The organism is Metapseudomonas otitidis, assembly GCF_011397855.1.
Lineage (GTDB): Bacteria > Pseudomonadota > Gammaproteobacteria > Pseudomonadales > Pseudomonadaceae > Metapseudomonas > Metapseudomonas otitidis.
On sequence record NZ_AP022642.1, the window covers coordinates 914,598 to 927,863 of the forward strand.

The window sequence follows — 13,266 nt, forward strand, 5'->3', positions numbered from 1 at the left end:
TCCGTTCGCGTGTTTGTTCTTGTTGGCGCGGGGGCGGTGCCTGGGCGGGCCGCCCCGGGGCGTCGTTGCACCCCGTGGATGGGCCTACTGTGAACGGGGCGCGGGCGGGTGGCTTGATCGATTCGCCCGGTTGCGGTGCGCGGTTCGGCACAGCCGGGCGGCCGGCCTCAGGCGTGGCAGCGCTCGCGGTACTGGCTCGGGGAGAGCCCGGTGAGGGCCTTGAACTGGCGGCTGAAGGCGCTGTGGTCGGCATAGCCGCAGCGGTAGGCGATCTCGGTGATGGGCAGCTCGCCGGCCAGCAGCTGGGTGGCGGCGCCCAGGCGCGCCTTGTGGATCATCTGCCGGGGGCTGAGCTGGAAGATGCGCTTGCACAGGCGGCCGAGCTGGGAGGCGGAGAGCCCGGCGATGGCGGTGAGTTCATCGAGGCTGATGGGCTCGGCGAAGTGCTCGCGGATGTGGGCGTCCACCGCCGCCAGGCGCTGGAAGGCCGGGTGGCTGGACTGCGGTGCCTGCAGGTCGTAGGAGATGCCGGCCATGCCGATGACCCGCTGCGCCGGGTCGCGCAGGGGTAGCTTGTGGGTCAGGCACCAGCCGGGCTTGCGGCCGGGGTAGAGGTGCAGTTCCAGCTGGTCGCTGAGCTGGTCACCGGCTTCCAGCACCTGGCGGTCCTGCTCGGTGTAGAGGTGGCCGAAGCGGCGCGGGAACACGTCTTCGGCGGTGCGCCCCAGCAGCGGCGCCTTGTCCCTGAAGCCACAGCGCTGGGCGAGGGTCTGGTTGACCAGCACGTAGCGGGCGTCCAGGTCCTTGACGAAGAACACCACGTCCGGCATCGCGTCCAGCAGCGGCGCGACCTGCTCCAGGCAGCGCAGCAGGCTGGGCAGGTCCGGGGCGTGTGAAAGGCATTCGAGCTGCATCGTGCATACGCCGGAGGCTGGCTGTCGGGAGGGTTCGGCCCGTCGGCCGCCGGTCCCGGGCGGCCTTGGGCAGTGAACCTAGCCCGGCCCGTTCGACGGGCGCCAGAGGCCGGGCGCCCCGGGGAGGGGCGCGCAATTGCGTATTCACGAGGGGGAAGGTGGCCGCTGGTCCGGCCGGCATTTCCTGCCGAGGGGCCAGGCCCCGCACCCGGGGTGCGGGGCTGTCGATCAGCTGCGGCGTTCGACGATGTAGCGGGCCAGGGCGCGCAGCGGCTCGGCGGCCTCGCCCAGGGGGCGCAGGGCGTGCAGGGCCTGGTCGCGCAGCTCCAGGGCGTAGTCCTTGGCGGCGTCGAGGCCGAGCAGGGCGGGGTAGGTGGGCTTGTCGGCGGCCTGGTCCTTGCCCTGGGTCTTGCCGAGGGTGGCGGTGTCGCTTTCCACGTCGAGGATGTCGTCCTGCACCTGGAAGGCCAGGCCCACGGCGCGGGCGTAGACCTGCAGGGCACGCAGCAGGGTGTCGTCGGCGCGTCCGCTGGCCAGGGCGCCGAGGCGCACGCTGGCTTCGATGAGGGCGCCGGTCTTGTGCCGGTGCATGGTCTCCAGGGCGGCCTGGTCGAGGCGGATGCCCACGGAGCCGAGGTCGATGGCCTGGCCGCCGACCATGCCGGCGGGGCCGGAGGCCCGGGCCAGGGCGGTGATCATGGCCAGGCGGGTGTCGCCGTCCTGCGGGTTGCGGCGGCGGTCGGCCAGCACTTCGAAGGCCAGCGCCTGCAGGCCGTCGCCGGCGAGGATGGCGCAGGCTTCGTCGAAGGCCTTGTGGGTGGTGGGCTTGCCCCGGCGCAGGTCGTCGTCGTCCATGGCCGGCAGGTCGTCATGCACCAGGGAGTAGGCGTGGATCAGCTCCACCGCGCAGGCGGCGCCGTCGGCCTGGTCGAGGTTGCCGCCGAGGGCTTCGCAGGCGGCGTAGACCAGCAGCGGGCGGACGCGCTTGCCGCCGTTGGTGACGCTGTAGCGCATGGCCTGGTAGAGGCGGTCCAGCTCGTTGGAGGGGGCGTCGAAGAGGGTTTCCAGGGCGGCGTCGACACGCGCCTGGCAGCGGGCCTGGTAGGCGGCGATCATGCCGGCTCGTCCGCGTCGAAGGGGGCTTCCTCCAGCTCGCCGTCGCGCTCCAGCAGCATCTGCACCTTCTGTTCGGCCTGGCTCAGGGCGCCCTGGCATTCCCGGGTCAGGCGGATGCCCTGCTCGAAGGCGCTCAGCGAGTCTTCGAGCGAGAGTTCGCCGCTTTCCAGGCGTTCGACCAGCGCTTGCAGGTCGGCGAGTGACTGTTCGAAGTCGGGGGTGGCTTTCTTGCGGGCCATGGAGGGGTCTCGGGGGATTTCAGAACGGGCGGACACTAGCAGAGGCGCGGCCTTGCGGGCAATCGACGGTGGTCGTAGCGGGGTGGGTTCGGTGGCCGCGCAGGGCGATGGGTACCCCTGGAAACGGTGGATCGATGGAGCGCGGTCCATCCTACGGGGCGCCAGGTTTCAGGGGTTGAGGAAGTAGTAGGCGGTCATCCCGGTGCCGACGGCGATGACCCAGGCGCGCAGCCAGGCGGTGGGCAGGCGTTTGGCCAGGGCGCCGCCGGCGTAGCCGCCTGCGCTGGCGGCGGCCAGCAGGACGGCCAGTTCGGCCCAGCTGACCCGGCCGGCGAGGACGAAGGTGACCACGGCGGTGCTGTAGATGGTGCTGGAGAGCAGGTTCTTCAGGGCGTTGGCGCGCAGCAGGGGGTGCCCTTCGATGGAGAAGGCCGCCAGTTGCAGGATGCCCATGCCGGCGCCGAAGTAGCCGCCGTAGACGGCCACCAGGGCGTGGGCCAGGCCGCCGCCGAGGCCGTGGGGCGGCAGGCTGTCGGCGCTGCGGCGGCGGTTCACCCAGCGGCTCAGCCAGGGGCTGGCGGCGAACAGCAGGGTGGCGGCGGCCAGCAGCCAGGGGATCAGCCGGCGGAACACCGCATCGCCGCCGGCCAGCAGGAGCAGCCCGCCGGCCACGCCCCCCAGCACCGAGAGCAGCACCAGGGGAATCACGTAGCGCCCCAGCGGGCGCAACTGCTCGCGGGCGGCCCAGCTGGCGGCCAGGCTGGCGGGCCAGAGGGCGACAGCGTTGGTGGCGTTGGCGGTGACCGGCGGCAGGCCGGTGGCCATGAGGGCGGGGAAGGAGAAGAAGGTGCCGCCCCCGGCCAGGGCATTCATGCCGCCGGCGGCGAAACCGGCGAGCAGCAGGAGGAAACAGTCGGCAAGCGTCATGGGGCCCCGCAAAAAGGCGCGAGCTTACGCACCTGGGCGGCCCGGGGCAAAGCGCAAGGTCACTCGGCGAGGCAGGCGTCGGACTGCTTGGTGTAGGTGACGGCGCGGGTCTGTCCGTGGGTGTCGAGGTAGGTCATGGTCGCTTCCACCAGTTGGCAGGTGAGCGGGTGGGGCTCCTCGATGCTGAGCACCTTGGCGACGTCCAGGTTCATGCCGTAGGTGTAGGGCACGGGCTTCGGCGGTGCGGCGAGGGCGCTGGTGGCGAGGCCGGCGAGCAGGGCGCCGATGAGCAAGGTGGGTTGCGTGCGCATGGGGGTCTCCAGGCTGTGGAACAGGCCGCTATGAGAACCCGCGCGCTGCTGCGGAAAAAGCCGTTGGCGGAGGAAGGGCTTTTCCGCAGGGCGTAACAATCGCGGCGGTCAGAGGCGGATCTGCTCCTGCTGGCGTTCGGCCTCGATCTGGTCGAAGCAGGCGCGCATGGCTTCCACCAGGCGCGGTTCGAAGTGCCGTCCGGATTGCTCGAGGATGTGGGCTTGGGCGCGCTCCAGGTCCCAGGCCTGCTTGTAGGGGCGTGGGGAGCGCAGGGCATCGTAGACGTCGCAGACGGCGACGATCCGTGCTGCCAGGGGGATGTCCTCCCCGGCCAGCCCGCGCGGGTAGCCGCTGCCGTCCCACTTCTCGTGGTGGCCGTAGGCGATCTCGGCGGCCATGTCGATCAGCAGCGTGCCGCGCTCCTCGTGGAGGATGCCGTAGCCGATGTCGGGGTGCTTCATCATGGTCCGGCGCTCTTCGTCGGTGAGGGGGCCGGGTTTGCGCAGGATGTGGTCGGGGATGCCGATCTTGCCCAGGTCATGCATGGGGGCGGCGAGGCGGATGGTTTCGCACCAGGTTTCCGACATGCCGATCGTGCGGGCCAGCAGGGCGGCGGAGCGGCCGATGCGCAGGATGTGCTCGCCGGTTTCGTCGTCGCGGTAGCTGGCGGCCCGGCTGAGCCCGCGTATGGCGGCGCGGTAGCTTTCGTTCAACTGCTCGGTGCGCTCGCGCACCTCTTGTTCGAGGTGCTCGTTGAGGTGCTGCAGGCACTCGGTGGCCTGTGCCAGGTGCAGGCAGTTGCGGATGCGCAGCAGCAGCTCGGGCAGGTCCAGGGGCTTGGTGACGTAGTCGTTGGCCCCCAGTTCCAGACCACGGCGGCGGTTCTCCGGGTCGTTGAGGGCGGTGAGGATGATCACCGGGGCCCTTGCCCGATCGCGGTTGGCCAGGGCCTCGAGGATGGCGAAGCCATCGGGCTGGGGCATGTCCAGGTCCAGCAGGAGCAGGTCCCAGGATTCGCGCTGCAGCCAGTTCAGCGCCTCCGCGGAGTCGGAAAAGCACACGACGTTGCGCAGCTTGAAGGCCTTCAGGCTGCACTCCAGCAACTTCAGGTTGTGGGCCACATCGTCGACGATGACGACCCGTGCATCGGAGGGGATCTCGGAAAACATCAGGTTGCTCCACGGCCCTTCGAATCGGGGCTTCGCCTGCTGATCATCCCGCCGGCTCGCAAGGCGGTCAGGTAGACCTTGGTCGCGCCCGGGCCAGCGGTACAGAAGGTATAGGCGGAAAATACACGGCCATCCGGTCACCGTTTTGCTTTGCAGAGGCTGGTTAGTGGCTGTTTGCCGGCATGTCGCGCGTGGTTGCATTGAAAGGGCGCGCTCCCCGGCTGCCGTTGGGCGGGCCGGGGCGTAGGAGGTTTCCGACGAATGGCGCGGTTGCTAGAGGCGGAACGAGGACACCACCCGGTTGAGGTCGACGGCCAGGCGTGACAGGTCCTGGCTGGAGGCGCTGGTCTGCTGGGCGCCGGCGGCGGTCTGGGCGGAGAGGTCGCGGATATTGATCAGGCTGCGGTCCACCTCGCGGGCCACGGCGGCCTGCTCTTCGGCGGCGCTGGCGATCATCACGTTCTGCTCGTTGATGGCGGCGATGGTGCGGGAGATTTCCTGCAGGCTCTGGTTGGCCCGCTCGGCGAGTTGGGCGGTGTCGCGGGCCAGTTCGGTGCTGTCCTGCATGGTCTGTACGGAACTGGTGGCTTCCTGCTGCAGGCGGCCGACCATCTGCTCGATCTCCAGGGTGGATTCCTGGGTGCGCTGGGCCAGCAGGCGCACCTCGTCGGCCACCACGGCGAAGCCGCGGCCCTGCTCGCCGGCACGGGCGGCCTCGATGGCAGCGTTGAGGGCCAGCAGGTTGGTCTGCTCGGCGATGGAGCGGATCACGTCCAGCACCTTGCCGACGTTCTGCATCTGCTGCGCGAGGTTTCCGACCCGCTCGGCGCTGGTGTTCACCTCGCCGGCCAGGGCGCTGATGGCATGCACGGTTTCGGTCATCTGCCGGCTGCCCTCTCGTGCGGCGGTGTCGGCCTGGCGCGAGGCGTCGAGGGTGATGGAGGCGTTATGGGCGACGCCATCCACGGCAGCGCTCATCTCGTTGCACGCCGTGGCGGCCTGTTCGATCTCGTGGTTCTGCTGCTGCAGGCCACGGGTGGAGTCCTCGGTCACCGCGTGCAGCTCCTCGGAGGCCGAGGCGAGCTGGGCGGAGGAGTCGGTGATATGGCTGATGGTGCGGCGCAGGCTGTCCTGCATGGCGCGCAGGGCTTCCATCAGTTGGGTGGCTTCGTCGCGGCCCTCGATGGGGATCGGCCGGGTCAGGTCGCCGGCGGCCACGGTCTGGGCAACGCCCACCGCCTGGGCCAGCGGGTGCACCACGCTGCGCGAAAGCACCACCGCCAGCACGATGGCCAATCCCAGGGCGCCGCCGAGGATCACCAGCACCAGGAGTTTGGCCTCGTGGTAAGCCGCGCCGCTGGCATCGGCGGCGGTACTCGCCCCCTGCTTGTTGATCTGCACCAGCGCCTGCAGGGCCTCGGTCATCTTCCCGCCGTGCTGGTTAAGCACCCCATTCACCAGCTGCAGGGCCTGGTCCTTCTGCCCGGCGTCGAGCATCTCGAAGATCTTCGTCTGGGTGTCCTGGTAAGCCTGGCGGGCGGCGGCGAAGCGTTCGTAGCTGGCTTTCTCCTCCGAGCTGGAGATCAGCGGGCGGTAGGTCTCTTCCTTGCCGGCCAGCGTGTTGCGTTCGTCCATGACGCGCTGGCGGGTCTGCGGGTTGTAGTCGATGTAGGCCCGCAGGGTGGCGTTGCGCATCTGCATGGCGCTCATGCCCACGTCTTCCAGGGCGATGATGCTGGGCAGCCAGTTGCTCTGGACCTCCTCGGATTTTTCGTCCATGTGCCCCATCTGCCACAGCGAGCCGGCTCCCACCGCCAGCAGCAGGAGGACGAGGGCGGCGAAACCGGCGCCGATTCGGGTGGAAACGCGGTAACTGCGAATGGACATGACTGGACTCCCCGTCGGTGGACTACCGGGCTATCGGCGGTTGCTCTAGACACTTAAGCCGAGGTTTCCGTGTCTGGCGAATCCGAGGGGCGAGCGTGTCCGGGACTGATTCTCATACCCGCCTGGGTATGGGCCGTGGAAGAGGCCGTATTGCGAGGGAGTTGTCCGCCGAATGGCGTGAGCGGGGTGCTGGTTGCCGAGCCTGGGCGGCGCTAACATCGGCCCCACGCCCGCCGCTTCGGTGGCCGTGATACCCCCTCCAGCCCTGATGGACACCCACCGTGAGCCGAAAGCGAGACACCACGCCCCAGGAAGCCATGCTCAACCGCCTCGCCCGTGTCGAGGGGCAGGTCCGTGGCCTGCAGGCGATGATCCGCCGGGGCGAAGAGTGCGAAACCATCGCGGTGCAGTTCAGCGCCGCCCGCAAGGCACTCGACAAGGCCTACCAGGAGATGCTGGCGTGCCTGCTGGAGGAGGCCTTCGCCGAATCCGGCCAGGATGCCGAGGCCACCCTGGCGCGGGTCCGCGCCATCTTCACCAAGTACACCTGACGCCCTTTCAATGCAGGCCCAGGCGCCGGTCCAGGGACCAGGCGCCAGCGCCGCGTCCCACCAGCACCAGCAGCAGGGCCGCCCACGACAGGTGGGTGGACCAGGCGTCCGGGTAGACGAACACTTCGATCACCAGGGTCATGCCCAGCAGGGCCAGGGCCGACAGGCGCGTGGCCAGGCCCAGCACCAGCAGCAGCGGGAACAGGTGCTCGGCGTAGGTGGCCAGGTGCGCCGCCAGCTCCGGCGGCAGCAGCGGCAGGGCGTACTCGCTGCGGAACAGCTCGTAGGTGCCGGGGGTGATGCTCAGCAGCCCTTCCACCTTGGTGCGGCCGGAGAGGAAGAAGACCGAGGCGATCCCCACGCGCACCAGCAGATAGAGGAGGGCATCCGGCAGCAGGCGTTGCAGGCCGTCGGCCAGGCGGTTCCAGCGTAACGGTCGGGCGGGGAGGGTGATGGCCATGGGGGCTCCGTTTCAATCGAGGGGGGAGAAGGTGCCGAGGGCCATCAGCCGGCCCAGCAGTTCGGTAAAGTCCAGCGCGGGTTCGCGGGCCAGGGCCTGGGCTGCGGCTTCGCCCAGGGGCAGGCCGGCGGCGCAGGCGTCGAGGAAGGTGCAGCCGCCGGGGCCCAGCACTTGGCTGTGTACGCCTTCGGGCGAGGCCACCAGCAGCACGCCTTCGCCGTGCCACGGCAGGGGTTCGGGCAGCGGCAGGCCTTCGCGGCTGCAGTGCCAGAGGGTGTGGATCGGCTGCTCGTCGAACCAGCGCCAGCGCGCGCCGGCCCGGGGGCGCAGGCACAGGGCGTCGAGCCCTGCCGGGTCGTGGCCGGCCAGCCCGGCCAGGGTCAGTGCCGGTTCCAGCGGTGCGGTGAAGGCCTCCAGCCAGAGCCATTCCAGGCGCGCCACCGGGGCCAGGTAGGGCAGCTCGCGGGTGGCCGGCAGGCTGTCGAGGAAGTCGGCGAAGCCGGCGCCGTAGTGCACCAGGCGCGCGTCCTGAGGGGGATGCTGCTCGGCGAAGTGGGCGGCGGCGGCGCGCATCCAGGCTTCGCCCACCAGGCGCTGGACGGCGGGGAAGTTGTCGCACAGGGCATCCACGCAGCCCTTGATCACGGTGTTGCGGTAGACGGCGAACGCCGGCTGGGCGCTGAGCGCTTCCAGGCCGGGGTGGGGGCGTTGGTAGAGCGCGTCGACGAAGGCGTCCTGGAACTCGGCGAGTTTCATGCCGCCTCCCGCGCACGTTGCAGCTGGGCCTGGGCGCGTGCCCGTTCGGCCAGCAGTTCGGCGAAGGCCGGCAGGTTGTCGTCCCGCTCGATCAGCGTCGGGCGCTGGCCGATGCGTTGCACCAGGTGGGCGTGCAGGGCCCACACGGCTTCGTCGATCGGGGCGTCGTGGCTGTCGATCAGCAACGGGCCGTTGGCGTCCTCGCTGTAGCCCGCCAGGTGCAGCTCCACGACGGCCTCGGCGGGGAAGCGGTCCAGGTAGGCGAGCGGGTCGAAGCCAAGGTTGTGGGCGCTGACGTGGACGTTGTTCAGGTCCAGCAGCAGGCCGCAGCCGGTGCGCCGGCTCAGCTCGGCGAGGAAGTCGATCTCGTCGAAGGCGTGGCCGTCCAGGCGCAGGTAGTGGCTGGGGTTTTCCACGGCAATGGGGCGGCCCAGGGCGTCCTGGGTGCGCTGGATGTTGTCGGCGATGCGCGTCAGCGCCTCAAGGGTACGGGGGAAGGGCAGCAGGTCGGGGTGGTACTGGCCGCGCCAGGCGGACCAGGCCAGGTGCTCGGACACCAGCACCGGCCGTACCCGGTCGGCCAGCTCGCGCAGGCGTGCCAGGTGCGCCGGGTCCGGCGGGGCATCGGCTGCCAGTGACAGCGACACCCCGTGCAGCGACAGCGGGTGGCGTTCGGCCACCCGCTCCAGCCAGGCCAGGCGTGGCCCGCCGACCATGTAGTTCTCCGGATGCACCTCGTACCAGAGCCCCTCGGCCTCGCAGGCCAGGGCCTCGGCGAAGTGCGCCGGCTTCAGGCCCAGGCCGGCGCCCAGGCGGTGGGTGACGGACACGGTCGGCGCTCCACTCAGCCCTTGATCGGGGTCAGCGAGCCCATGCCGTGGGGCGTCTTGATCGAGGTGCAGGTGCCGGCGGGAACGTTCTTCCAGGCGTCGCCCTGGTAGTCCTTCTTCGAGCTACCGGCGCAGCTGGTGCCGGCACCGGCCTTGCAGTCGTTCTGGCCGGCCATGGCCACGCCGTAGCATTTCTCCATGGCCCCGGCGGGCTTGGCGCTCATATCGTCGGCGAAGGCGGCACCGGCGAGGGAGGCCAGGGCGAGGGCGGCGGTGGTGAGGGCGATGGTTTTCATGGAATCTCTCCGAAAGGTGGGATGGCCGCGACGCTGCGTCGCCGGCTCGTGAGAGAGTTCGTCGGCCTTGCGGAAACGGTTACAGGGGGGGCGAAATTTTTTTTGCACGCCCGGCAACACCGCACCGGCTGGGCCCTGGAGCGCCTGCGGGCGTGCGCATGCGCGGGTGTGGAGATTTGCCCTGGCGCCTCCTAACGTATTAAAAACCGCCGCCACGACGGACCCTCGCCTGCCGTTCGTCGCCCCGAGCCACTTTTCCCGACCCCCGGTGTAACCCGACCCGCCCATGTCACGAACTGACCCTCAGGCCACCCTGGACCAGCGCGAAGCCGAGCTTCAGGGCTTGCTGCTGCGCGGCATGGCCGGTGATGCGGCGGCCTACCGGGGCTTTCTCACGGCACTGGGCGGTTACCTGCGGGGCTTTCTCCGCCATCGCCTGGCCAGCCGCCCGACCGATGTGGAGGACCTGCTGCAGGAGGTGCTGCTGGCGGTGCACAACGCCCGCCATACCTACCGCGCCGACCAGCCGCTGACGGCCTGGGTCTACGCCATCGCCCGCTACAAGCTGGCGGACCATTTCCGTGGGTTCGCCCGCCGCGAGGCCCTGCAGGACCCGCTGGAGGACAGCGAGCAGACGCTGCTGGCCGTCGAGGACGGCGAGCCCGCCGAGGCACGGCGGGACCTGGGGCGGCTGCTCGGGCAACTGCCCGACCGGCAGCGGCTGCCCATCGTTCACGTCAAGCTGGACGGCCTGTCGGTGGAGGAGACGGCGCGCCTTACCGGGCAGTCCAGCTCCGCCGTGAAGGTGAACATCCACCGGGGCCTGAAGGCCCTGGCGGCCCTGATTCGAGGAACGCAGAACGATGAAGACCGATGACCTGATCAGCCTCCTGGCTACCGCTGACCCGGGCGTCGACACCGGCGCCCTGGCGCGGCGCATCGGCCTGGCCCTGCTGGGCGGGGCCCTTGGTGCACTGCTGCTGATGGCCAGCCTGTACGGCGTACGCCCGGACCTGGCGCAGGTGGCCGGCACCCCGCTGTTCTGGGCCAAGCTGGCGCTGCCGGGCAGCTTGGCGCTGCTGGCGTTGTGGCTGTGCAGCCGCCTGGCGCGGCCGGGGGTGAAGGGCGGAGTGGCCTGGGGCCTGCTGGCCCTGCCGGTGGTGCTGGTGTGGATCGGCGGTGCCGTGGCGCTGGCCGGCGTGCCCGCCGAGGCCCGGCCCGAGCTGGTGCTGGGCCGCACCTGGCGCACCTGCGCGTTGAACATCGGCCTGCTGGCGGTGCCCACCCTGGCGGCCATCACCTGGGCCCTGCGGGGCCTGGCCCCGGTGCGCCTGGGCCAGGCCGGCGCGGCCGCCGGCCTGCTGGCGGGCGCTACGTCGGCGCTGGCCTACAGCCTGCACTGCCCGGAGATGGGCGTGCCGTTCTGGGGTGTCTGGTACCTGCTGGGCATGCTGCTGCCCACCGCGCTGGGGGCCGTGCTCGGCCCCCGTCTGTTGCGCTGGTAGGGCGCCTTCGGGGAAGAGGCGCCCGCCAGGGGCTCAGCCCCGCGCAGCGGCTGCGCGGGCCCGCGCGGCGTGCAGCTTCTTGTAGCTGTCGATCAGGCGCTGGTGGCGGTCCAGCCCTTCCAGTTTCAGGCTGGTGGGGGTCAGGCCGTGGAAGCGCACGCTGCCGTCCAGGGAGCCCAGCACCGCGTCCATGCGCTCGTTGCCGAACATGCGGCGGAAGTTGGTCTCGTAGTCGGCCATGTCCAGGTCGTCGTCCAGGGTCACTTCCAGCGCCGCGTTCAGGGCCTGGTAGAACAGGCCGCGGTCGACGGTGTTGTCGTTGTACTGGAGGAAGGCTTCCACCAGCTCCTTGGCCTCGTCGAAGCGCTTCAGGGCGAGGTGGATCAGCAGCTTCAGCTCCAGCACGGTCAGTTGGCCCCACACGGTGTTGTCGTCGAACTCGATGCCGATCAGCGTGGTGATGTCGGTGTAGTCGTCGACCTCGGTGTTCTCCAGGTTGCGCAGCAGCGATTTCAGCTCGCGGTCGCCCAGGCGGTGCAGGTTGAGGATGTCGGCGCGGAACAGCAGGGCCTTGTTGGTGTTGTCCCAGACCAGGTCCTCCACCGGGTAGATCTCCGAGTAGCCGGGCACGAGGATGCGGCAGGCGTTGGCGCCGAGGTCGTCGTAGACCGCCATGTACACCTCCTTGCCCATGTCTTCGAGGATGCCGAACAGGGTGGCGGCCTCTTCGGCGTTGCTGTCCTCGCCCTGGCTGGAGAAGTCCCACTCGACGAATTCGAAGTCGGCCTTGGCGCTGAAGAAGCGCCAGGACACCACGCCGCTGGAGTCGATGAAGTGCTCGACGAAGTTGTTCGGCTCGGTCAGCGCGTGGCTTTCGAAGGTCGGCTGCGGCAGGTCGTTGAGGCCCTCGAAGCTGCGCCCCTGGAGTAGCTCGGTGAGGCTGCGCTCCAGCGCCACTTCGAAGCGCGGGTGGGCGCCGAAGGAGGCGAACACGCCGCCGGTGCGCGGGTTCATCAGGGTCACGCACATCACCGGGAATTCACCGCCCAGGGAGGCGTCCTTGACCAGCACGGGGAAGCCCTGCTCCTCCAGGCCCTGGATGCCGGCGAGGATGCCGGGGTACTTGGCCAGCACGGCCTGGGGCACGTCCGGCAGGGCCAGCTCGCCTTCGAGGATCTCGCGCTTGACCGCCCGTTCGAAGATCTCCGACAGGCACTGCACCTGGGCTTCGGCCAGGGTGTTGCCGGCGCTCATGCCGTTGCTGAGGTAGAGGTTCTCGATCAGGTTGGACGGGAAGTACACCGTCTCGCCATCGGACTGGCGCACGAAGGGCAGGGAGCAGATGCCGCGCGCGGTGTTGCCGGAGTTGGTGTCGTACAGGTGCGAGCCGCGCAGCTCGCCGTCCGGGTTGTAGATCGCCAGGCAGTGCGCGTCGAGGATCTCGGCCGGCAGGGCGTCCTTCGGGCCGGGCTTGAACCAGCGCTCGTTCGGGTAGTGGACGAAGTCGGCGTTGGCGATGTCCTCGCCCCAGAACTGGTCGTTGTAGAAGAAGTTGCAGTTCAGCCGCTCGATGAACTCGCCCAGGGCCGAGGCCAGGGCGCTTTCCTTGGTCGAGCCCTTGCCGTTGGTGAAGCACATCGGCGAGCTGGCGTCGCGGATGTGCAGCGACCAGACGTTGGGCACGATGTTGCGCCAGGAGGCGATCTCGATCTTCATGCCCAGCCCGGCGAGCAGGCCGGAGAGGTTGGCGATGGTCTCTTCCAGCGGTAGGTCCTTGCCGGGGATGCAGGTGCGCTGGCCGCTACTGGTGGGGATCAGCAGGGCCTGGGCGTCGGCGTCGAGGTTCTCCACCTCTTCGATGATGAACTCGGGGCCCTGCTGCACCACCTTCTTCACCGTGCAGCGGTCGATGGAGCGGAGGATGCCCAGGCGGTCCTTCTCGGAGATGTCGGCCGGCAGCTCCACCTGGATCTTGAAGATCTGCGCGTAGCGGTTCTCCGGGTCGACGATGTTGTTCTGCGACAGGCGGATGTTGTCGGTGGGGATGTCGCGGGTCTGGCAGTACAGCTTGACGAAGTACGCCGCGCACAGGGCCGAGGAGGCCAGGAAGTAGTCGAACGGCCCCGGCGCCGAGCCGTCGCCCTTGTAGCGGATCGGCTGGTCGGCGATCACCGTGAAGTCGTCGAACTTGGCTTCGAGGCGGAGGTTGTCGAGAAAATTGACCTTGATTTCCATGCAGGGGCACCAGCGTAAGAAAGGGTGGAACGGTGAAGGAGGCGACTCCGGGGGCGCCCGTCGGTCATC

The 13,266-nt window shown here is 69.7% G+C and carries 15 protein-coding genes; 3 read left to right on the forward strand and 12 right to left on the reverse strand.

Features of this window, described 5'->3' with window-relative positions; genetic code table 11:
• Positions 1-167 precede the first annotated feature (167 nt).
• From PotMrB4_RS04325 to PotMrB4_RS04355, 7 genes are all read right to left on the reverse strand, one after another.
• Positions 168-914 (reverse strand): AraC family transcriptional regulator, encoded by a 747-nt coding sequence (locus PotMrB4_RS04325; protein WP_197939506.1) that lies wholly within the window; start codon positions 912-914, stop codon positions 168-170.
• A 228-nt stretch (positions 915-1,142) separates the two neighbouring features.
• Positions 1,143-2,030, reverse strand: a complete 888-nt coding sequence (gene ispA / locus PotMrB4_RS04330; protein WP_044402458.1) for a (2E,6E)-farnesyl diphosphate synthase — start codon at positions 2,028-2,030, stop codon at positions 1,143-1,145.
• A complete protein-coding gene (locus PotMrB4_RS04335; RefSeq protein ID WP_044402455.1) occupies positions 2,027-2,269 on the reverse strand; it encodes an exodeoxyribonuclease VII small subunit in 243 nt (80 codons plus the stop codon). Before PotMrB4_RS04335 ends, ispA begins: the two co-directional genes overlap by 4 nt.
• A 168-nt stretch (positions 2,270-2,437) precedes the next feature.
• Positions 2,438-3,196 carry a sulfite exporter TauE/SafE family protein gene (locus PotMrB4_RS04340; RefSeq protein WP_172432615.1) on the reverse strand — a complete coding sequence of 253 codons (759 nt, stop codon included), beginning with the start codon at positions 3,194-3,196 and terminating at the stop codon, positions 2,438-2,440.
• A gap of 59 nt (positions 3,197-3,255) precedes the next feature.
• Positions 3,256-3,507, reverse strand: a complete 252-nt coding sequence (locus PotMrB4_RS04345) for a DUF2790 domain-containing protein (protein WP_107331776.1) — start codon at positions 3,505-3,507, stop codon at positions 3,256-3,258.
• 108 nt (positions 3,508-3,615) lie between these two features.
• A complete protein-coding gene (locus PotMrB4_RS04350; protein WP_074972860.1) occupies positions 3,616-4,677 on the reverse strand; it encodes an HD domain-containing phosphohydrolase in 1,062 nt (353 codons plus the stop codon).
• 273 nt (positions 4,678-4,950) lie between these two features.
• Positions 4,951-6,564, reverse strand: a complete 1,614-nt coding sequence (locus PotMrB4_RS04355; protein ID WP_172432616.1) for a methyl-accepting chemotaxis protein — start codon at positions 6,562-6,564, stop codon at positions 4,951-4,953.
• A gap of 317 nt (positions 6,565-6,881) precedes the next feature.
• Here PotMrB4_RS04355 and PotMrB4_RS04360 point away from each other — a divergent pair, with 317 nt between their 5' ends.
• A complete protein-coding gene (locus PotMrB4_RS04360) occupies positions 6,882-7,115 on the forward strand; it encodes a metal-sensing transcriptional repressor (protein WP_044402440.1) in 234 nt (77 codons plus the stop codon).
• A 7-nt stretch (positions 7,116-7,122) separates the two neighbouring features.
• Here the strand turns inward: PotMrB4_RS04360 and PotMrB4_RS04365 are convergent, their stop codons facing one another.
• From PotMrB4_RS04365 to PotMrB4_RS04380, 4 genes are read right to left on the reverse strand one after another with little or no spacing between them, the layout of a single operon-like run.
• Entirely contained in the window at positions 7,123-7,575 is a 453-nt protein-coding gene (locus PotMrB4_RS04365; protein WP_172432617.1) for a DoxX family protein, read from the reverse strand.
• 12 nt (positions 7,576-7,587) lie between these two features.
• Entirely contained in the window at positions 7,588-8,331 is a 744-nt protein-coding gene (locus PotMrB4_RS04370) for an HvfC/BufC N-terminal domain-containing protein (protein WP_172432618.1), read from the reverse strand.
• Entirely contained in the window at positions 8,328-9,143 is an 816-nt protein-coding gene (gene bufB, locus PotMrB4_RS04375; RefSeq protein WP_394354033.1) for an MNIO family bufferin maturase, read from the reverse strand. Before bufB ends, PotMrB4_RS04370 begins: the two co-directional genes overlap by 4 nt.
• Before the next feature lie 32 nt (positions 9,144-9,175).
• Positions 9,176-9,457, reverse strand: coding sequence for a BufA1 family periplasmic bufferin-type metallophore (locus tag PotMrB4_RS04380; protein WP_044402428.1), 282 nt, complete (start codon positions 9,455-9,457; stop codon positions 9,176-9,178).
• Between the two features lie 286 nt (positions 9,458-9,743).
• Here PotMrB4_RS04380 and PotMrB4_RS04385 point away from each other — a divergent pair, with 286 nt between their 5' ends.
• Positions 9,744-10,334: a sigma-70 family RNA polymerase sigma factor gene (locus PotMrB4_RS04385; RefSeq protein WP_044402425.1), complete on the forward strand. Its 591-nt coding sequence runs from the start codon at positions 9,744-9,746 to the stop codon at positions 10,332-10,334.
• The gene (locus tag PotMrB4_RS04390; RefSeq protein ID WP_172432620.1) at positions 10,321-10,962 is read left to right on the forward strand and encodes a DUF1109 domain-containing protein; all 642 of its coding nucleotides are present in this window, start codon (positions 10,321-10,323) and stop codon (positions 10,960-10,962) included. The genes PotMrB4_RS04385 and PotMrB4_RS04390 overlap by 14 nt, the downstream gene beginning before the upstream one ends.
• A gap of 33 nt (positions 10,963-10,995) precedes the next feature.
• On the opposite strand, the gene PotMrB4_RS04395 is transcribed toward PotMrB4_RS04390, so the two are convergent.
• The gene (locus PotMrB4_RS04395; RefSeq protein ID WP_172432621.1) at positions 10,996-13,197 is read right to left on the reverse strand and encodes an OsmC domain/YcaO domain-containing protein; all 2,202 of its coding nucleotides are present in this window, start codon (positions 13,195-13,197) and stop codon (positions 10,996-10,998) included.
• Positions 13,198-13,266 lie beyond the last annotated feature (69 nt).